Below are 19827 nucleotides of genomic sequence, written 5' to 3' on the forward strand. Positions count from 1 at the left end.
TTTGTTGGCTAATACTCTTCGAAAATCTCTTCAAACCACGTCAGCGTCGCTTCATCTACAACCTCAAAGCAGTGCTTTGAGCAACCTGCGGCTAGCTTCCTAGTTTGCTTTTTGATTTTCATTGAGTATAAAAACAAGCTATTTCAAATTCAGTTTCAGACCTTCGAGCATAGAAAAATCTGTTATAATAATAGAAAAGGAGGAGCGCATGCACAAGATTTTATTAGTAGAAGATGATCAGGTCATTCGTCAACAGGTCGGGAAAATGCTCTCTGAATGGGGATTTGAAGTGGTTCTGGTAGAAGACTTTATGGAAGTTTTGAGCCTTTTTGTTCAGTCGGAACCTCATCTGGTCCTCATGGATATTGGTTTGCCCTTGTTTAATGGTTATCACTGGTGTCAGGAAATTCGCAAGATTTCCAAGGTGCCTATCATGTTTCTGTCTTCGAGAGACCAGGCTATGGATATTGTCATGGCAATTAATATGGGGGCGGATGACTTTGTGACCAAGCCTTTTGACCAGCAGGTTCTTTTAGCCAAGGTTCAGGGCTTGTTGCGCCGTTCCTATGAGTTCGGGCGTGACGAGAGTTTACTGGAATATGCTGGTGTTATCCTCAATACCAAATCCATGGATGTACATTATCAAGGGCAAGTCTTGAATTTGACCAAGAATGAATTTCAGATTTTACGGGTTTTATTTGAGCATGCGGGTAATATTGTAGCGCGTGATGACCTGATGCGGGAGCTTTGGAACAGTGACTTTTTCATTGATGATAATACCCTCTCTGTCAATGTGGCGCGTTTGCGTAAAAAATTGGAAGAGCAGGGCTTGGTAGGATTTATCGAGACCAAGAAAGGGATAGGGTACGGATTAAAGCATGCTTGATTGGAAACAGTTTTTTCTAGCCTATCTGCGTTCCCGTAGTCGTCTGTTTGTCTATCTGCTTTCTTTGACGTTTCTGGTTTTGCTCTTTCAGTTTTTATTTGCCAGTTTGGGAATTTACTTTCTCTACTTTTTCCTGCTGTGTTGCTTTGTAACTATTTTATTTTTCGCTTGGGATATATTGGTAGAAATGCAGGTATATCGTCAGGAACTTCTCTACGGTGAGAGGGAAGCTCAGTCTCCTTTGGAAAGAGCCTTGGCTGAAAAATTAGAAGCGCGGGAGATGGAACTCTATCAGCAGAGGTCAGATGCAGAAAGAAAACTGACGGATTTGCTGGATTACTATACCTTATGGGTCCACCAGATTAAGACGCCCATTTCAGCTAGTCAACTCTTAGTTGCAGAAGTAGCAGATCGCCAACTGAAGCAGCAGCTAGAACAGGAAATTTTCAAAATTGACTCCTATACTAATCTAGTCTTGCAGTACCTGCGTTTAGAAAGTTTCCATGATGATTTGGTCTTAAAGCAGGTTCAAATTGAGGACTTGGTTAAGGGAATACTTCGTAAATATGCTCTTTTCTTTATTCAAAAAGGCTTAAATGTCAATCTACATGACCTTGATAAAGAAATCGTGACGGATAAAAAGTGGCTGCTAGTGGTTATTGAGCAAATTATCTCAAACAGTCTCAAGTACACCAAGGAAGGTGGTCTGGAGATTTATATGGACGGTCAAGAGCTCTGTATCAAGGATACGGGAATCGGGATAAAAAACAGTGATGTCCTCCGAGTCTTTGAACGTGGATTTTCAGGATATAATGGTCGCCTAACCCAGCAGTCCTCTGGCCTTGGCCTCTATCTATCTAAGAAAATTTCTGAAGAACTAGGTCACCAGATTCGTATCGAGTCTGAGGTTGGAAAAGGAACGACAGTAAGAATTAAATTTGCTCAAGTGAACTTAGTCCTTGAGTGAGAAGAGAGGAAAGTAACCCAGCTTCAAGGCTGGGTTACTTTAACTATTAAATCTAACTTCAAATTATTTGGTTTACAGAGCTAGCTACTTGATAACTGGCAAAATTTTCAATACCATCTAAGAAAGTAGCTAAGTTTTGATTGCTTGCAAAATGAGCTTCAATGAAATAACAACCACTTCCAGCAATACGGTGGTGCTGGGCGATTTGTGGTGAGAAACTTACTACATAGTCAAGATAGGGTGTATGTGTTTGCACTTTTAAAGTTACAGTTATAAAAACGTGAATAGGCAAACCAAGCTTGCCCCTATCGACTTGGGTGGTGTAACCTGTGATAATGCCTAGGTTTTCTAGTTTTTGAATCCGGCTTGTTATGGCCGGCGCTGTCATGTGAATCTGCTCTGCCATGTTCTTTAGCTTCATGCGACTATTTTGAGTTAGTAACTCTAAAATCTGTAAATCAATGCTATCCATACTATTCCTTTCAAAAATAAAGTTTTTCATGCAAAATTCTTTTTTTATCTACTGTACCCTATTTTAAGAAAAATGTAAAATATGGATAATCAAAAATAAAGGAGTTATCCATGAAATTTACACATTATCGTCAATCAACTGCCCGCTTGAATTATGCTGGTAAAACCATTCTCATCGACCCGATGTTAGCTGAAAAAGGGACTTATCCACCTTTTGAAGGTGCTGTCACTGGCAATATGGCAATGAATCCATTGGTGGATCTGCCTGTGTCGCCTGATGAGCTGACATCAGGACTTGATGCTGTAATTGTGACACATTTGCACTATGATCACTGGGATGAGATCGCGGCGAAAATGTTGGATAAGAATTTGCCAATTTTTGTACAAAATGAGGTAGATGCGGCTGTCATCCGTGAATCTGGTTTTACCAAAGTCTATGTTATGGGTGACAATACCCATTTTGACAACATTACAATTAATCGAGTATATGGCGAGCATGTTGAAAATTTGAATCAATTTCCAGAAGAAGTTCAAACAATAATCGGTAAAGTATGCGGTGCTGTTCTTCGTCATGCAGACGAGAAGACCATTTACTTTACAGGTGATAGTATGTTGGAACCTTTTGTGAAAGACGCAGTTGCCGCTCATCAACCAGATATTATTGTTATGAATGCTGGTGGCAATGCCATACAAGGTGTTGGCAAAGTTGTCATGGATGCCAATGATGTCCATGAACTGAGCCAACTGACAGATGTCCAGTTAGTAGCCGTTCATATGGAAGCCGTCAACCACTGGACACTTTCACGTTCAGAGTTAGCTCGTTTTGCAACAGAAAAAGGCTTTGCCAACCAATTGGTTATTCCAGAAGATGGTGAAAGTATTGATTTTTAACGGTTCCAAAATTAGGAACAATCAAAAAAATCATTTAAAATATTATTTCTGGAGAGATTGTTTAAGTTCATTTTGATTTTCTTAGAACTAATTTACTTTACTGTTGACTTGATTTTCTAGTCGACTTAGAGTAAGAATATTTTTTGAGGCTGTAGGTTTGTAAGCTGAGTGTTTGGGGCTTTGTGTTTATTGACAAGGTACTTGAGGGGATAGAAGCGCTCCTATCATCTATCCATAAAGCTGCTCTATTTATTTTATGTATATTTCAAAAACGAATTAGTTAGTGTAGGTTGTTTGAAATAATTACTCTACTTCATATTAATTTTTGAAATCTATGTTATACTTAGTATAAGTATTGATAAGGAGAATGAATATGCTAATTAGGGATCGTTTACTGGAACAGTCTGAAATGACTGAAATCGAAGTTGATGTTGCTAATTATTTCTTAGAAGCTGGATATAAACTGAAGTCCTTAAGTTCCCGTTCAATTGCTAAGGAACTTTTTGTTGCTCCATCTACAATCACTCGATTTTGTCAATGGTTAGGTTTCGAAGGGTATAATGCTTTTAAGGAAGCTTATTTAACAGAAGTTATATATTTGAATACAAATTTCCAAAATATTGATCCCAACAAACCATTTAATAAACGTAATCAAAACCTAACCATTGCTTCCAGAATTGCAGGTCTCTATCAAGAAACAGTTCATGATAGTCTTTCTCTTCTAAATCATGATATATTACAGAAAGCAACTCGAATACTAGAAAAATCAAATAATATTCAGTTCGGTGTCGTAGGTGATGCCTATGAAATGGCGGAAACATTCAAAAATCGAATGATTAAGATTGGAAAACAGGTTACGATTGAACGTCGATTAGACAACCTTTTTTTCACAGCTTTGCAGGCTTCGAATGAAACTTGCTTCGTTCTAATTTCCTACTCTGGTGAGACAGAGTCTATCTTAAAAGTTGCAGAGGTCTTAAAACAAAGAAAATTACCGACCATTGTTTTAACATCTTTTGGTGATAACAGTCTTTCACAACTTTTTGATTTGGTTATTCGTATTTCAACTAGGGAAAGTTTAATAGAAAATTTAGGTAATTTCAGTTCTCTAATCTCAATTTCTTTTATTCTGGATAGTTTATATGCTTCATATTTTCAAAGGAATTTTGATAAACATTATGAGAGAAAATTAAACTTTTCTAGATCTTTTGAAAAGAAACGGAAATCAAGTAATCCTCTATTAAAGGGGAGAATAGAGTAATTTATTCCGCAACAGTGTTGCGGATTTTTTTAATAAATTACAGTAATTTTTGCAACAGCGATGAAAGCGGTTTAATTTGTGTTGTATTATTCTGTAAATGAGGCTAAAATTTAAACATCAAATGCAAAGGAGTTGGAGTCATGGCTAAAGATTATACAGCGTTGGCAAAAACAATTATAGAAAAAGTTGGCGGCGAGGATAATGTAAATGCATTAATTCATTGTGCAACACGATTACGTTTTAACCTTAAGGATGACAACAAGGCAGATACTGCTTACTTAAATAACACAGATGGAGTTATCAATGTTGTTGAAAGTGGAGGGCAGTATCAAATTGTGATTGGTCCTGAGGTGGCCTCTGTCTATAAAGCAATAAATGAACAGGCTAATTTTAGTTCGAGTGATGAAGTATATATGGATGAAAATGAAAAAGGCAATATTACAAGAATTCTAGATACTGTTGCTGGAATGTTTGTCCCAATTGTTCCTGCCATGGCTGGAGCAGGGATGATAAAGGTTATTAATTCTTTGAGTTTAATGTTTGGGTGGTTGACACCTGAAGATTCTACATTCAAGTTTTTAAGTATTTTTGGAGACTCAATTTTTTACTTCTTACCAGTTATCTTGGGAGCCTCCGCAGCAAAAAAATTTAAAACAAACCAATATCTAGCTATGGTAGTAGGTGCTTGTTTAATCAGTCCTACATTTGTGGCAATGATATCCTCAGCACGAGAAGTAGGAACTGGATTGAATTTCTTAGGGGTACCAGTTACCTTAGCGAACTATAGCTCATCAGTCATTCCAATCATTTTGGCAGTTTGGTTTTTATCGTATGTTGAACCAATAGTGGTCAAGTATACACCTGCTGTATTACGAATTTTCCTCGCGCCTATGGTAACACTTCTAATAGTTTTGCCTACAACATTCTTTTTCATTGGTCCGCTTGGAACGTGGATGGGTGATGGTTTAAATTCTATTGTATCGTTTTTAAACAATATCGTTCCATGGTTTGTTCCGATGTTGATAGGAGCAACTACACCAGTATTAGTTATGACAGGGATGCATTACGGAATCATTCCAATAGGAATCAATATGTTAGCAACTAAAGGAATTGATACAGTAGCTGGTCCAGGGATGATGGTTTCAAATATTGCACAAGGTGGAGCAGCCCTGGCCGTTGCATTTAAAACCAATGATAAAGGACTAAAAGGATTAACTTTTTCAACAGGATTCTCAGCAATATTAGGGATTACAGAGCCGGTTCTTTACGGAGTTAACCTCAAGTACAAACGTCCTCTTTATGCAGCGATGATTGGTGGTGGTATTGCGGGACTCTATTTAGGAATTATGGGAGTTGGTCGATTTGCACAAGTACCTCCAGGATTATTATCACTTCCAAGTTATTTTAGTGCAGAATTTCCAAATGTTATTTTTCATGCTGCAATAGGTTGTGGAATTGCCTTTATGGTTTCTTTCGTAGTATCATTTATGCTTGGTTTACCAAAGGAAAAAAAATCAACTTCAATACCTACAACAACAGTTTCAGATGAGACTATTGTTGCTGTTGCTAATGGTGTTTTAGTTCCTCTTGAGGAAGTAAATGATGAGGTTTTTGCAAGCAAAGCGATGGGTGATGGCGTAGCAGTCGTACCAAGCTCTGGTGATATTGTCTCACCTGTTAATGGAATTTTATCTACGGTTTTCCCAACAGGCCATGCTTATGGCATTGTACGTTCGGATGGTGTTGAAGTTCTTGTCCATATCGGCATTAATACAGTAGATTTATCTGGCGTAGGATTTAAATCTTTAGTACAACAGGGCCAAATTGTTAAAGCCGGTCAAAAAATTGCAACTGTAGATTTAGGACTTTTAAAATCTAAAGGCTATGATACCAGTATCATGACCATCATAACAGATGCCAAAGATAAAAATATTGTTCTCAAGACTTCCGGTGATGTTTATGCTGGAGACTTACTGTAGTATAAAATTTTAGGAGGGGACCCCTCCTTTACTTAAAAAGTTATCAAGATAGAGGAGTAATTAATGGGATTTAAAAAAGATTTTCTGTGGGGAGGAGCAACTGCTGCCAATCAAATTGAGGGTGCGTTTAATCGTGCTGGTCGTGGTTTAACCACGATGGATACTTTAACAGTTGGAGACAAAAATACCCCACGTCAAATTACTTATAAAACATTGGAAGGTGAAATTAAATACGCTGAGCGATTGTCAGCTATTCCTGAAGGGGCAGTAGGGCATATCATCCCTAATGAATTCTATCCCTCACATTCTGGTATACAATTCTATGACCATTATAAAGATGACATTAAACTTTTTTCAGAAATGGGATTTAAGGCTTATCGAATGTCTATCTCTTGGACACGTATTTTCCCTAAGGGTAATGAGCTTGAACCTAGTGAGGCAGGGTTATCTTTCTATGATTCTGTGTTTGATGAGTGTATAAAGTATGGGATTGAGCCAGTTGTCACCTTATGTCATTTTGATACACCACTTTATTTAGCAAACCAATATGATGGCTGGTCTAGTCGGAAAGTTATTGACTTTTTTAGTCACTATTGTGAGACAGTTTTTAAACGCTATAAAAACAAGGTGAAGTATTGGATTACTTTTAACGAGATTAATGTATTACGTTCTTGGTTACAAATTGGCATTCACAAGAATGATGATCAGACAAAATTTCAGGCACTTCACCATATTTTTCTAGCCTCAGCTAAGGCTGTTCAGCTCTGTCATGAGATTATTCCGAATGCTCAAATCGGCAATATGGTTATGTATGCTCCTAGTTATGCTATGACGGCTAGACCAGAAGATGTAATTGAAAATATTAACTATAAACGTCAAGTGGAATTTTATTTAGATGTACAGGTAAAAGGATATTATCCAGCTTACAAACTGAAAGAGTTTGAACGTAAGAGTGTTAGCATTGAGATGGAAGAAGGTGATTTAGAGCTCTTGTCTAATGGTACAGTTGATTTTATTGGTTTCAGCTATTATATGTCCACCATGTCAACAATAGATTCTAGTGTGCCTAAGACACCTGGAAATAATATTCTCAGCTACAAGAATCCAAATTTGGAGGTTTCTGAGTGGGGCTGGACTGTAGATCCTTTAGGCTTACGTATCGCCCTTTGTGAAATGTATGATCGTTATCATGTTCCCTTATTTATTGTGGAAAATGGATTAGGTGCCAACGATAATTTATTATCTAATGGTCAAGTTGATGATGATTATCGGATTGATTATCTCCGCGCTCATATTAAGGCTATGAAAGATGCAGTTGACCTAGATGGAGTAGATCTTATGGGCTATACTCCATGGGGATGCATAGATCTTATCGCATGGTCAACAGGTGAAATGAAGAAACGGTATGGCTTTATCTATGTTGACGTTGATGATAAAGGAAATGGTAGTTTCAAACGCTATAAGAAACTATCCTTTGATTGGTACAAAAATGTGATAGCAACAAATGCTGAAAATATTACATAGTTTGAATTTAGAGGACTAATATGGAAATTATTCTTTATTCACTTATTGTCTTTTTTGCGACAGCTATAGGTGCTACTTCAGGTGCAGGGGGAGGTGCAATCATTAAACCTCTCTTTGACTTAATTGGTATAGATAATGCAACAGTTATTGGGATATATTCAACCATTGCCGTTTTTGCAATGTGCTTGTCTTCTATCCATAAACATGCAAAAAATGGAGTAACATTCAATAAGAAAATTCTCTATGGATTATCAATTGGATCAATTATTGGAGGTATTGTTGGAGAAATTATTTTTAAGTCATTGATTCAATCTATTCCGAATAATTCAGTAGTTTTTATTCAGTCCATTTTACTCTTTTTTGTCCTATTATCAGTATTATTCTTTACTCAACTTAATGAAAGAGTCCCTAAATTTCAAATTAGACATTTACCAACCATTTTGTTTGTTGGGGGCATCGTTGGAGCTCTTTCAGTTTTCTTGGGAATTGGTGGGGGACCTTTAAATATAATTGTTCTTGTTGGAATGATGTCTTTCTCTGCAAAGGAATCTGCTCCTTATTCCATAGCCATGATTTTCTTTGCTCAAATTCCTAAAATCATAAAACTTGTAGCATTTCCTCCACAGGAAAATTTTAGATGGATTTTACTCCCTTTGATTGTAGGTGCGGCAATTTTGGGTGGTCAGATTGGAACGATTATTAATCATAAGAACACAGATAAACAAGTCAATCGTATATATGCTTTTCTAATGATTGGATTATTGATTGTTTGTGTCTTTAATATAGTTAATAATTTTTAGATAATATTTATTACTGAAATCCACATGAGATTAGTTTGTTTTTTTAGTCAATTTGATCTCTCTCATGTCTGATCCATTGGTTTTCGAGAATGATAAAGGAAATGAGAACTACTATTGGTATTGTGGTATATACATTTTTCTAAATTTCTGAATGTGTAGATTATGAGTTTTCACAAAATTTATCTTATTAAAAGAGAATAAGAAAGAGTTTGGAAAAAAAGTCTTTAAAATTAAAAAAGCAACAGCTGTTTCAGTTGTTGCTTTTTAGCTAGCTAGGATTTTATCTCTTATTTCTCAACGCGTGATTTGTTGGCGATATCAGCAAGGATAGCTTGAACAAAGTCATCAACTGAGACAGTTTGTGTTTCTTTTTGGCCGTAGCGACGAACGTTAACAGTTCCGTCTTCCATTTCCTTATCCCCAACGATCAATTGGTAAGGAATCTTGCTGGTTTGTGAAGCACGGATCTTGAACTGCATTTTTTCATTGCGCTCATCTACATCTGCACGGACACCGCGGTCACGGAGTTTCTTAGCTACTTCCCAAGCGTAGTCCACGTGTTTCTCGTTAGATACTGGGATGAGGGTTACTTGGTGAGGTGCTAGCCATGTTGGGAAGGCACCCTTGTAGTTCTCAATCAAGATAGCTGTGAAGCGTTCCATAGTTGAGATAACTCCGCGGTGGATCATAACTGGACGGTGCTCTTCGCCATCAGCTCCGATGTATTTAAGGTCGAAGCGTTCTGGAAGCAAGAAGTCAAGTTGGATAGTAGAAAGAGTTTCCTCTTTTCCAAGGGCAGTTTTAACCTGGATATCCAATTTTGGTCCGTAGAAGGCTGCTTCACCTTCGGCTTCAAAGTAGTCCACACCCATTTCATCAAGAGCTGCACGAAGCATAGTTTGTGCATTTTCCCACATTTCATCGTTATCAAAGTACTTGTGAGTATCTTGAGGATCACGAAGAGATAGGCGGAAGCGGTATTCAGTTAAGTTGAAGTCTTCATAAACATCGATAATCAACTGAAGGGCACGTTGGAATTCTTCTTGGATTTGTTCTGGAGTAACGAAGAGGTGACCGTCGTTGAGTGACATTTCACGTACACGTTGAAGACCAGTGAGGGCACCAGATTTTTCATAACGGTGCATCATACCGATTTCAGCGATACGGATTGGCAACTCACGGTAAGAGTGAACATGGTGTTTGAAGACTTGGATGTGGTGCGGACAGTTCATTGGACGAAGGACAAATTCTTCCCCGTCACCCATGTCCATAGTTGGGAACATGTCTTCTTGGTAATGATCCCAGTGACCAGAAGTCTTGTAAAGCTCAACAGAAGCAAGTGGTGGAGTGTAGACGTGTTGGTAGCCTGAAGCCAACTCCTTGTCAACGATGTAGCGTTCCAACTCACGACGAATAGTCGCACCATTTGGCAACCAGAATGGAAGTCCTTGACCAACCTCTTGAGAAATCATGAAGAGGTCAAGCTCTTTACCAAGTTTACGGTGGTCACGTTCCTTAGCTTCTTCACGCATTTGAAGGTAGTTTTTCAAGTCTTTCTTGTCGAACCAAGCTGTACCATAGATACGTTGCATCATAGCGTTGTCGCTATTTCCACGCCAGTAAGCACCTGCTACATGGAGAAGGTGGAAGATTTGGATACGACCTGTTGAAGGGACGTGTGGGCCACGGCAAAGGTCTACATATTCACCCTGACGGTAGATAGTCAAACCACCTTCGTCTTCAGAGTGTTCTTCAATCAATTCCAACTTGTAAGGGTCATTCTTGAAGATTTCACGTGCCTCGTCTTTAGTAACTTCTTCACGGATTGATGGGAAGTTTTCTTTGACGATTTTTTGCATTTCTTCTTCGATACGAGGCAGGTCTTCGTTAGAGATTTGACCAGCTGTGTTGTCAGTATCGTAGTAGAAACCATCTTCGATGGCTGGACCAACTCCCAAGTGAATGTCTGGGAACAGACGACGAGCTGCTTGGGCGAACAAGTGAGCAGCTGAGTGACGCAAGATTGGAAGGGCATCTTCGTGATCAGGTGTCACAATTTCGATGCTTCCATCTTCAGTGATAGAACGAGTAGTGTCGATGAGTTTGCCGTTGAATTTACCAGCCAAGGCTTTTTTAGCTAGGGAATTGCTGATAGATTGGGCAATTTCAAAAGTTGTAACGCCAGATTCGAATTCATGAACAGCGCCATCTGGGAAAGTAATGTTAATCATGATGTTCTCCTTACTTATATTATTGACGAATGTGTTAACCCTATTCTGAAAACAGGGATAGAGAATTGTGAAAGCTAGAAAAACAAAAAGCGACATCCTCGAAAGGACGTCGCAACGTGGTTCCACCTTCATTTATGTACCTCAAAAGAGAGGGACACCTCTGATTGGCTCTAACGTGGCCACCGTTTTATGTTTTCATAAAAAACTCAAGAGTAGTATCAGTTTAGGCTCTCTATGCGTTTCCAGCAACCACGCACTCTCTAGTAGAAAGGGACTAAGTGACTTGTCTCTATGGATTATTATAGCATGATTGTGAGATTTTTCAAGGATTTTGTGAAAGTTTTTTGTTTTTCATTTTTGTAGAATATGCTTGATGCCAATACCGGAAGCCATGCCCACCAGAGCCAAGGTTTCATAGATTAGCAAGTAAATTAGTATAAACTCACCAAAAGTTATGATAGTAAAGCAAAAGAGCAGTCCGTTACCAATTAACCACCAAAGTGAGAAACGGAAACGGTAGCTATAAAGTAGCGATACAATCAAGATTACCAGAGGTGTAAAGAAGAGAATATTATTTACGTAGAGACTCTTGAGAAAAAGGGGGTCAGAAATGATTAGTGATAACAACTCATAAAGTGGCCAATAAAAGAAAAATATGACCAGATAGTAGGGGAGATGGGAGTAGAATCTACGCATGATAATCACCTCGTTTTAAAATAACAGACAACTTGGCTATCTTTCTATGTGTATTATAGCATATTTAAAACAAGAAAGTAAATCTGTTGACAAAGAAGTTAGTTATTGGTAGAATAGGGATTGTCGTAATGACAAATAACTTCTTCTTGGTTACAGGCATGCCAACCTGTCACTCGGATGAAGCCAAATAAAAAGGAGAAACATCATGGCAATCTCAAAAGAGAAAAAAAATGAAATCATTGCACAATATGCACGTCACGAAGGTGATACAGGTTCAGTAGAGGTTCAAGTTGCTGTCCTTACTTGGGAAATCAACCACCTTAACGAACACATCAAACAACACAAAAAAGACCACGCTACTTACCGTGGATTGATGAAAAAAATCGGTCGCCGTCGTAACTTGCTTGCATACTTGCGTAAAAACGACGTTAACCGTTACCGTGAGTTAATCAACTCTCTAGGACTTCGTCGTTAATCTGCTTTATTTTCCACTTACATTGCGTTGTCACCGCACCTCGATATACTCAAGTATTATCTTCGGTTACGGTTCCTAGCACTGTAAGGTAAAATAAACCAGAATGATCTCCCTTCGGGGAGATTTTTTTGTTTCACTAAAAATTTTGTACAATCTTCTCCTCGCCGTCTAGTCTATAAACGTTTTATCCAGCAAGAATCATGATGCTAAGGGCGTAAGAAATCCGTATGAAAATAGGGAAATGACACAGTGTTCGATGAACACAAGGAGTTTCATCTTTTTCACTAGGATTTTAGCCCGGGCTCAAATCAGCTCTCGGACTTCAGAGGGCTTTTTTATTGAGGTTTTATCGGTCACAATTTTAGAGACTACAAAAACCTCAAATGGTATCAGCTAATGACACCATAAGGATGCGCAGCTACTCGGCTTGAAAAGCCTAGTAGCTGTCTGCAAGCCCCTTCGGAGAGCCCACACTTTACGAAGTAAAGTATAGTATGTTATACTTTACATGGAAGTAGTCACCGAATTCCAGTTAGAAATTACTTTGTAACTACGTTTTGAGGAGGAGTAAAATGCTTTCCTATGTTCGACATTACCCACTAGCGATAGCTAAATTAATGTGTCTGTGCTCTCCTAAAATCTGCTGATTTATTACTGACCAATACAGGAGGTTTTTTATGGGACAGACAATCATATCTGCTATTGGTGTTTATATTTCCACCAGTATCGATTATTTAATTATTTTATTTATTTTATTTGCACAGCTATCACAGAATAAACAAAAATGGCATATTTATGCGGGGCAATATCTAGGCACAGGCTTACTTGTAGGGGCGAGTTTAGTTGCTGCTTATGTCGTTAATTTCGTGCCTGAAGAATGGATGGTTGGATTGCTTGGTTTAATCCCTATCTATTTAGGGATTCGCTTTGCAATTATTGGAGAAGGTGAGGAAGAAGAGGAAGAAGAGGAAGAAATTATTGAAAGATTAGAACAAAGCAAGGCAAATCAACTGTTTTGGACAGTTACATTGCTAACAATTGCGTCTGGCGGAGATAATTTAGGTATCTATATACCTTATTTTGCTTCGTTAGATTGGTCACAGACCCTCGTGGCCTTGCTTGTGTTTGTAATCGGCATAATTATCTTATGCGAGATTAGTCGGGTGTTATCCTCTATTCCGTTACTATTCGAGACAATTGAAAAATACGAGCGAATCATTGTGCCCTTAGTATTCATTCTACTTGGACTATACATCATGTATGAAAATGGCACGATAGAGACTTTTCTGACCGTGTAGATTTTTTTGTTTCACTAGGATTTTAGCCCGAGCTCAAATCAGCTCTCTGACTTCAGAGGGCTTTTTCATTGAGTATAAATGGACAATCTTAACGTTACTCTATTGTAGAGTGGCTTTTGATTTGATTAGGAGATTCTTATAAATATAGTAAAATGAAATAAGAACAGGACAAAACGATCAGGACAGTCAAATCGATTTCTAAAAATGTTTTAGAAGTAGAGGTGTACTATTCTAGTTTCAATCTACTATATAAATGAAAACCTTAGCTGGTTGGCCCAAAAATGGAAAATTGAATAAAAGATTTATCCCTTGGCTTTTGCCAAGGGATTGTTGTATTTATTTAACCAAGAGCCTCTCTCTTTTTATCTGGATTCCAGATGAAGCTTGCGATAAAGCTAAAGATGATGGTTAGGATAGCGAGGATAATGGCAAGGATGAGAGCAGGGATGCGGATAAACCACCAGAGTGGATTTGGTTTTTTATTATTGTGCCATTGTTTGGTTTCTTGGTCCAGACGTTGGAATTCTGTTTGGATACGATTGGCGACTGTTTCAATGCCTTCATCATTCATTTTTTTGATATCTGAGATATCAATTGGATTTCCAAAGTTCATATCGACACGTTCGCGGCTAACCAAGCCTTTCAAGGTCATAGGACCTGTGTAGGTAACCGGCATGATACGGACCTTGGCCATTTTGGCAATCAGGGCTACACCACCCTTGACATCGTTTGAGTGACGGCTCCCACTTGGAAACATGATGAGAGAGCGATCACTTTTTTTGAGAACATTGATAGGATATTTGATGGCAGAAGCACTAGGATTTTCACGGTCAATAGGAAAGGCTCCGCACATACGAATCCACCATCCAAAGATACGGTTGGTAAAGAGTTCTTTTTTTGCCATAAAGATAAATTGTTTTGGCTTGGTCGCAAAGGCCATGTAAACAGGATCCCACCAGGTACGGTGAGGCGCAACTAAAATATAATTTTCATCTTGATTCGGAATTTTATCAGTATTATGATAGTGGGCATTGCCATTGATGGACCATAGGAGTAATACAACTAATCCACGTAAATAAGTATAAAACATGCGATCTCCTTCGATTCTTTTCTTGTTATTATTATACCTTATCAAAGGAGGGCTGGCAAACTTTTCCCTTGACTAGGTGCATATTTGGGATGAGATTAGAATTCTTTTAGAAAAAATGATATGATAGAATTTATGGATAAAAATAAGATTATGGGATTAACCCAAAGAGAAGTCAAGGAAAGACAGGCTAAGGGCTTGGTCAATGATTTTACTGCTTCGGCCAGTACCAGCACTTGGCAAATCGTTAAACGAAATGTCTTTACCCTTTTTAACGCTTTGAACTTTGCCATTGCTTTGGCACTAGCCTTTGTGCAGGCTTGGAGCAATCTGGTCTTCTTTGCTGTTATCTGCTTTAACGCTTTTTCTGGAATTGTGACCGAGCTACGAGCCAAACACATGGTGGACAAGCTCAATCTCATGACCAAGGAAAAGGTCAAAACCATCCGTGATGGCCAAGAAGTGGCTCTGAATCCTGAAGAATTGGTGTTAGGAGATGTCATTCGTTTGTCTGCTGGAGAGCAGATTCCCAGTGATGCCTTGGTTTTGGAAGGCTTTGCAGAAGTCAATGAAGCCATGTTGACGGGTGAAAGTGATTTGGTGCAAAAGGAAGTTGATGCCTTGCTTTTGTCCGGAAGTTTCTTAGCCAGTGGGTCAGTTTTAGCTCAAGCTCACCATGTCGGTGCAGACAACTATGCTGCCAAACTCATGCTGGAAGCCAAAACCGTTAAACCCATCAACTCTCGTATCATGAAATCGCTGGACAAGCTAGCTGGTTTTACTGGAAAGATTATCATTCCTTTTGGTCTGGCTCTCTTGCTAGAAGCCTTGCTTTTAAAAGGCTTGCCTCTTAAGTCATCTGTTGTAAATTCGTCGACAGCCCTTTTGGGGATGTTGCCCAAGGGAATCGCCCTTTTGACCATTACGTCACTCTTGACAGCGGTGATTAAGCTGGGTCTGAAAAAGGTCTTGGTTCAGGAAATGTACTCTGTTGAGACCTTGGCGCGCGTGGACATGCTCTGTCTGGACAAGACGGGCACCATCACCCAAGGAAAGATGCAGGTGGAGGCTGTTCTTCCTTTGACTGAAGAGTATGGAGAGTCAGCACTTGCTAGCATCTTGGCCAGCTATATGGCCCATAGTGAGGATAAGAATCCAACAGCTCAAGCTATTCGCCAGCGATTCCAAGGCCAAGTAGCCTATCCTATGATTTCCAATCTTCCCTTCTCAAGCGACCGCAAGTGGGGAGCCATGGAATTGGAAGGTCTGGGGACAGTTTTCTTAGGTGCCCCTGAGATGTTGCTAGAAAATGAAGTCCCTGAAGCCAGAGAGGCCTTGGAGAGAGGTTCACGTGTCTTGGTCTTAGCTCTCAGTCAGGAGAAATTAGACCATCACAAACCACAAAAACCATCTGATATTAAGGCTCTAGCCTTGCTGGAAATTTTGGATCCCATTCGAGAAGGAGCAGCTGAGACGCTGGACTATCTCCGTTCTCAGGAGGTGGGACTAAAAATTATCTCTGGTGACAATCCAGTTACGGTATCCAGCATTGCCCAGAAGGCTGGTTTTGCGGACTACCACAGCTATGTAGATTGCTCGAAAATTACGGATGAGGAATTGGTTGCTATGGCGGAGGAGACTGCTATTTTCGGACGGGTTTCCCCTCATCAAAAGAAACTCATCATCCAAACTCTGAAAAAAGCAGGGCATACAACAGCTATGACAGGGGATGGAGTTAATGATATCTTGGCCCTTCGTGAGGCGGATTGTTCTATCGTGATGGCGGAAGGGGATCCAGCGACTCGTCAGATTGCAAATCTGGTTCTCTTGAACTCTGACTTTAATGATGTTCCTGAGATTCTCTTTGAAGGTCGTCGTGTGGTCAATAACATTGCCCATATCGCACCGATTTTCTTGATAAAGACCATCTACTCATTCTTGCTCGCAGTCATCTGTATTGCCAGTGCTCTTCTGGGACGGTCTGAATGGATCTTGATTTTCCCCTTCATTCCGATCCAGATTACCATGATTGACCAGTTCGTGGAAGGTTTCCCACCATTCGTTCTGACTTTTGAGAGAAATATCAAACCTGTTGAGCCAAATTTCCTCAGAAGATCCATGCTTCGTGCCCTACCAAGCGCTCTCATGGTCGTCTTCAGCGTCCTGTTTGTGAAAATATTTGGAAGTAGCCAAGGTTGGTCTGAGTTAGAAATCTCAACTCTCCTCTATTATCTCTTGGGGTCAATTGGTTTCTTATCCGTATTTAGAGCCTGCATGCCATTTACCCTATGGCGTGTCCTCTTGATTGTTTGGTCAGTAGGAGGCTTCCTAGCCACAGCTCTCTTCCCAAGAATTCAAAAACTGCTTGAAATTTCAACCTTAACAGGACAAACATTACCTGTTTATGGTGTCATGATGTTGGTCTTTACCGTGATTTTCATCCTGACTAGTCGCTATCAAGCCAGAAAATAAAGAAAGGCTGCAATCTGTGGATTGCGGTTTTTTTAGGTACAGGAGTGCTAGCTGAAATGTGGTATAATAAGAGGTAATAGAGTTTTGGAAAGTGAGAGAAAATGATTTCAAAGAGATTAGAATTAGTGGCTTCCTTTGTGCCACGGGGAGCCATTTTGCTAGATGTGGGGAGTGACCATGCTTATCTGCCTATCGAGTTAGTTGAAAGAGGCCAAATCAAAAGCGCCATTGCAGGTGAGGTGGTGGAAGGTCCCTACCAATCTGCGGTCAAAAATGTTGAGGCTCACGACCTAAAGGAGAAAATCCAGGTTCGTTTAGCCAATGGCTTGGCAGCTTTTGAAGAGGCAGACCAAGTGTCTGTTATTACCATTGCTGGGATGGGTGGCCGTTTGATTGCTAGGATTTTAGAAGAAGGCTTGGACAAGTTAGCTAATGTAGAACGATTGATCCTCCAGCCCAATAATCGTGAAGACGACTTGCGTATCTGGCTACAAGAGAACGGATTTCAGATTGTAGCTGAAAGCATCTTAGAAGAAGCTGGCAAGTTTTACGAGATTTTGGTGGTGGAAGCAGGACAAATGAAGTTATCAGCCAGCGATGTCCGCTTTGGTCCTTTCTTGTCCAAAGAGATCAGTCCAGTCTTTGTCCAAAAATGGCAAAAAGAAGCTGTTAAGCTAGAGTTTGCCCTCGGACAAATCCCTGAAAAAAATTTGGAAGAACGTCAAGTTCTAGTAGATAAGATTCAAGCCATCAAGGAGGTGCTCCATGTTAGCAAGTGAAGTCATTAACCGATATGAAGCTTATTGTCCTCAAGAATTTTCTATGGAAGGAGACAGTCGTGGCCTGCAAATTGGCACTTTGGACAAGGATATCCAAAGTGTCATGGTTGCTCTGGATATTCGTGAAGAAACGGTGGCTGAAGCCATTGAAAAGGGTGTAGACTTGATTATTGTCAAGCACGCGCCGATTTTCCGCCCCATCAAGGACTTGGTATCTAGTCGTCCACAAAATCAGATTTACATCGACCTGATCAAGCATGACATCGCAGTTTATGTCAGCCATACCAATATTGACATCGTTGAAAATGGCCTCAATGACTGGTTCTGTCAGATGCTAGGCATCGAGGAAACGACTTATCTGCAGGAAACTGGTCCTGAACGTGGAATTGGTCGTATTGGGAATATTCAGACTCAGACATTTGGGGAATTGGCCCAACATGTCAAGCAAGTCTTTGGTTTAGATAGTCTTCGATTGGTACATTATCAAGAGACTGATTTGCAGAAACCTATTTCAAGAGTGGCCATCTGTGGTGGAAGCGGGCAGTCTTTCTATAAGGATGCTTTAGCTAAGGGAGCTGATGTTTATATCACTGGTGACATCTACTACCATACTGCTCAGGATATGCTGTCTGATGGTTTGTTGGCATTGGATCCAGGTCACTATATCGAAGTGCTGTTTGTGGAAAAAATTGCAGAGCTTCTTAATCAATGGAAAGAGGAAAAAGGCTGGGAACTAGAGATTTTACCTAGTCAAGCATCAACCAATCCTTTCCACCATATCTAGTTAGAAAGTGAAAACAATGAAAAAAGTTGCCATTATCGGAGCAGGAATTGTGGGAGCAACAGCTGCCTACTACCTCTCGAAAGAAAGTGACCTAGGGGTGACCGTCTTTGACCATGGACAAGGTCAGGCTACCAAGACCGCAGCAGGAATTATCAGCCCTTGGTTTTCAAAACGCCGTAATAAAGCCTGGTATAAGATGGCGCGATTGGGGGCTGACTTTTATGTAGATTTGTTGGCTGATTTAGAGAAGTCAGGGCAAGAAATCGACTTTTACCAGCGTTCGGGAGTTTTTCTCCTGAAGAAGAATGAGTCCAAGTTGGAAGAACTCTATCAATTAGCCCTCCAGCGTAGAGAAGAATCTCCCTTGATAGGGCAATTAGCCATTTTAGACCAAGCATCTGCAAATGGATTATTCCCTGGTTTGCAGGGATTTGACCGCCTGCTCTACGCTTCTGGTGGAGCAAGAGTAGATGGCCAACTCTTGGTGACTCGTTTGCTAGAAGCAAGTCAGGTCAAGCTGGTCAAAGAAAAAGTAACTCTGACACCTTTAGCATCAGGCTACCAGATTGGCGAAGAGGAGTTTGATCAGGTTATTTTGGCGACGGGAGCTTGGCTGGGACACATATTAGAACCCTTAGGATATGAAGTGGATGTTCGTCCCCAAAAAGGCCAACTCCTAGATTATCAGCTTGCCCAAGACATGGCAGCTTACCCTGTTGTTATGCCAGAAGGGGAGTGGGATTTGATTCCTTTTGCAGGTGGGAAATTATCTCTAGGCGCTACCCATGAAAATGATATGGGATTTGATTTGACGGTAGATGAAACCTTGCTCCAACAAATGGAGGAGGCGGCCTTGCCTCACTATCCAGCCTTGGTAGAAGCGACTTCCAGAGCTGAGCGTGTGGGAATTCGTGCCTATACCAGTGATTTCTCTCCTTTCTTTGGGCAAGTGCCAGGTTTAGCAGGTGTCTATGCAGCCAGTGGCCTAGGTTCATCGGGCCTCACAACGGGCCCTATTATCGGTTACCACCTAGCCCAACTGGTTCAAGGCAAGGAATTGACCTTGGACCCTGAAAACTACCCAATTGAAAACTATGTCAAACGACTAAAAAGCGAATAATACTCAATGAAAATCAAAGAACAAACTAGGAAACTAGCCGCGGGCTGCTCAAAACACTGTCTTTAGGTTGTGGATAGAACTGACGAAGTCAGCTCAAAACACTGTT

The 19827-nt window shown here is 40.0% G+C and carries 16 protein-coding genes and 2 pseudogenes; 13 read left to right on the forward strand and 5 right to left on the reverse strand.

The annotated features are described in order from the left end of the window. The first annotated feature begins 208 nt into the window (after positions 1–208). Positions 209–886, forward strand: coding sequence for a response regulator transcription factor (locus tag WKI23_RS05750; protein WP_000548993.1), 678 nt, complete (start codon positions 209–211; stop codon positions 884–886). Further along, positions 879–1853, forward strand: a complete 975-nt coding sequence (locus tag WKI23_RS05755) for a sensor histidine kinase (protein ID WP_368079240.1) — start codon at positions 879–881, stop codon at positions 1851–1853. Before WKI23_RS05750 ends, WKI23_RS05755 begins: the two co-directional genes overlap by 8 nt. A gap of 58 nt (positions 1854–1911) precedes the next feature. Here the strand turns inward: WKI23_RS05755 and WKI23_RS05760 are convergent, their stop codons facing one another. Next, positions 1912–2355 (reverse strand): Lrp/AsnC family transcriptional regulator, encoded by a 444-nt coding sequence (locus WKI23_RS05760; protein ID WP_368079241.1) that lies wholly within the window; start codon positions 2353–2355, stop codon positions 1912–1914. An 80-nt stretch (positions 2356–2435) separates the two neighbouring features. Between WKI23_RS05760 and WKI23_RS05765 the strand changes: the two genes are divergently transcribed. The 5 genes from WKI23_RS05765 (at position 2436) to WKI23_RS05785 (ending at position 8779) form a co-directional block, all read left to right on the forward strand. After that, the gene (locus WKI23_RS05765) at positions 2436–3215 is read left to right on the forward strand and encodes an MBL fold metallo-hydrolase (RefSeq protein WP_368079242.1); all 780 of its coding nucleotides are present in this window, start codon (positions 2436–2438) and stop codon (positions 3213–3215) included. Between the two features lie 373 nt (positions 3216–3588). Beyond that, complete coding sequence (locus WKI23_RS05770) at positions 3589–4476, forward strand: MurR/RpiR family transcriptional regulator (RefSeq protein WP_368079243.1); 888 nt, start codon at positions 3589–3591, stop codon at positions 4474–4476. Positions 4477–4616: 140 nt separating this feature from the next. Then, on the forward strand, positions 4617–6455 hold the full coding sequence (locus WKI23_RS05775) for a beta-glucoside-specific PTS transporter subunit IIABC (RefSeq protein WP_368079244.1): 1839 nt from the start codon (positions 4617–4619) through the stop codon (positions 6453–6455). A gap of 63 nt (positions 6456–6518) precedes the next feature. Further along, positions 6519–7979: a glycoside hydrolase family 1 protein gene (locus WKI23_RS05780; RefSeq protein WP_368079245.1), complete on the forward strand. Its 1461-nt coding sequence runs from the start codon at positions 6519–6521 to the stop codon at positions 7977–7979. Between the two features lie 20 nt (positions 7980–7999). Further along, positions 8000–8779 carry a sulfite exporter TauE/SafE family protein gene (locus tag WKI23_RS05785; RefSeq protein ID WP_368079246.1) on the forward strand — a complete coding sequence of 260 codons (780 nt, stop codon included), beginning with the start codon at positions 8000–8002 and terminating at the stop codon, positions 8777–8779. A 287-nt stretch (positions 8780–9066) separates the two neighbouring features. Here the strand turns inward: WKI23_RS05785 and thrS are convergent, their stop codons facing one another. The 3 genes and pseudogenes from thrS to WKI23_RS05800 form a co-directional block, all read right to left on the reverse strand. Beyond that, positions 9067–11010 carry a threonine--tRNA ligase gene (gene thrS, locus WKI23_RS05790; protein WP_368079247.1) on the reverse strand — a complete coding sequence of 648 codons (1944 nt, stop codon included), beginning with the start codon at positions 11008–11010 and terminating at the stop codon, positions 9067–9069. A 40-nt stretch (positions 11011–11050) separates the two neighbouring features. Next, positions 11051–11259: pseudogene (locus WKI23_RS05795) on the reverse strand (hypothetical protein). Between the two features lie 73 nt (positions 11260–11332). Continuing rightward, positions 11333–11706, reverse strand: a pseudogene (locus WKI23_RS05800) (hypothetical protein). 205 nt (positions 11707–11911) lie between these two features. Between WKI23_RS05800 and rpsO the strand changes: the two are divergent. Further along, positions 11912–12181: a 30S ribosomal protein S15 gene (gene rpsO / locus WKI23_RS05805; protein WP_001018251.1), complete on the forward strand. Its 270-nt coding sequence runs from the start codon at positions 11912–11914 to the stop codon at positions 12179–12181. A 677-nt stretch (positions 12182–12858) separates the two neighbouring features. Beyond that, positions 12859–13479 (forward strand): CadD family cadmium resistance transporter, encoded by a 621-nt coding sequence (locus WKI23_RS05810; RefSeq protein ID WP_261061112.1) that lies wholly within the window; start codon positions 12859–12861, stop codon positions 13477–13479. Positions 13480–13819: 340 nt separating this feature from the next. On the opposite strand, the gene WKI23_RS05815 is transcribed toward WKI23_RS05810, so the two are convergent. After that, on the reverse strand, positions 13820–14569 hold the full coding sequence (locus WKI23_RS05815; RefSeq protein WP_368079248.1) for a 1-acyl-sn-glycerol-3-phosphate acyltransferase: 750 nt from the start codon (positions 14567–14569) through the stop codon (positions 13820–13822). 132 nt (positions 14570–14701) lie between these two features. On the opposite strand from WKI23_RS05815, the gene WKI23_RS05820 reads away from it, so the two are divergent. The 4 genes from WKI23_RS05820 (at position 14702) to WKI23_RS05835 (ending at position 19721) form a co-directional block, all read left to right on the forward strand. Further along, a complete protein-coding gene (locus WKI23_RS05820; protein WP_368079254.1) occupies positions 14702–17038 on the forward strand; it encodes a cation-translocating P-type ATPase in 2337 nt (778 codons plus the stop codon). A gap of 101 nt (positions 17039–17139) precedes the next feature. Next, positions 17140–17817: a tRNA (adenine(22)-N(1))-methyltransferase TrmK gene (locus WKI23_RS05825; RefSeq protein WP_368079249.1), complete on the forward strand. Its 678-nt coding sequence runs from the start codon at positions 17140–17142 to the stop codon at positions 17815–17817. Beyond that, positions 17804–18601, forward strand: a complete 798-nt coding sequence (locus tag WKI23_RS05830; RefSeq protein WP_368079250.1) for a Nif3-like dinuclear metal center hexameric protein — start codon at positions 17804–17806, stop codon at positions 18599–18601. The genes WKI23_RS05825 and WKI23_RS05830 overlap by 14 nt, the downstream gene beginning before the upstream one ends. 16 nt (positions 18602–18617) lie before the next feature. Next, on the forward strand, positions 18618–19721 hold the full coding sequence (locus WKI23_RS05835) for an FAD-binding oxidoreductase (RefSeq protein ID WP_368079251.1): 1104 nt from the start codon (positions 18618–18620) through the stop codon (positions 19719–19721). The last annotated feature ends 106 nt before the right edge of the window (positions 19722–19827 follow it).

The sequence above is a fragment of the Streptococcus pseudopneumoniae genome (assembly GCF_038148955.1).
GTDB lineage: Bacteria > Bacillota > Bacilli > Lactobacillales > Streptococcaceae > Streptococcus > Streptococcus pseudopneumoniae_T.

Coding starts and splice junctions, on each gene's coding strand:
- WKI23_RS05775 (WP_368079244.1), top strand. CDS start 4,617: ATGGCTAAAGATTATACAGCGTTGGCAAAAACAATTATAGAAAAAGTT.
- WKI23_RS05780 (WP_368079245.1), top strand. CDS start 6,519: ATGGGATTTAAAAAAGATTTTCTGTGGGGAGGAGCAACTGCTGCCAAT.
- WKI23_RS05750 (WP_000548993.1), top strand. CDS start 209: ATGCACAAGATTTTATTAGTAGAAGATGATCAGGTCATTCGTCAACAG.
- thrS (WP_368079247.1), bottom strand. CDS start 11,010: ATGATTAACATTACTTTCCCAGATGGCGCTGTTCATGAATTCGAATCT.
- WKI23_RS05815 (WP_368079248.1), bottom strand. CDS start 14,569: ATGTTTTATACTTATTTACGTGGATTAGTTGTATTACTCCTATGGTCC.
- WKI23_RS05770 (WP_368079243.1), top strand. CDS start 3,589: ATGCTAATTAGGGATCGTTTACTGGAACAGTCTGAAATGACTGAAATC.
- WKI23_RS05785 (WP_368079246.1), top strand. CDS start 8,000: ATGGAAATTATTCTTTATTCACTTATTGTCTTTTTTGCGACAGCTATA.
- rpsO (WP_001018251.1), top strand. CDS start 11,912: ATGGCAATCTCAAAAGAGAAAAAAAATGAAATCATTGCACAATATGCA.
- WKI23_RS05760 (WP_368079241.1), bottom strand. CDS start 2,355: ATGAAAAACTTTATTTTTGAAAGGAATAGTATGGATAGCATTGATTTA.
- WKI23_RS05820 (WP_368079254.1), top strand. CDS start 14,702: ATGGATAAAAATAAGATTATGGGATTAACCCAAAGAGAAGTCAAGGAA.
- WKI23_RS05755 (WP_368079240.1), top strand. CDS start 879: ATGCTTGATTGGAAACAGTTTTTTCTAGCCTATCTGCGTTCCCGTAGT.
- WKI23_RS05765 (WP_368079242.1), top strand. CDS start 2,436: ATGAAATTTACACATTATCGTCAATCAACTGCCCGCTTGAATTATGCT.
- WKI23_RS05810 (WP_261061112.1), top strand. CDS start 12,859: ATGGGACAGACAATCATATCTGCTATTGGTGTTTATATTTCCACCAGT.
- WKI23_RS05830 (WP_368079250.1), top strand. CDS start 17,804: ATGTTAGCAAGTGAAGTCATTAACCGATATGAAGCTTATTGTCCTCAA.
- WKI23_RS05835 (WP_368079251.1), top strand. CDS start 18,618: ATGAAAAAAGTTGCCATTATCGGAGCAGGAATTGTGGGAGCAACAGCT.
- WKI23_RS05825 (WP_368079249.1), top strand. CDS start 17,140: ATGATTTCAAAGAGATTAGAATTAGTGGCTTCCTTTGTGCCACGGGGA.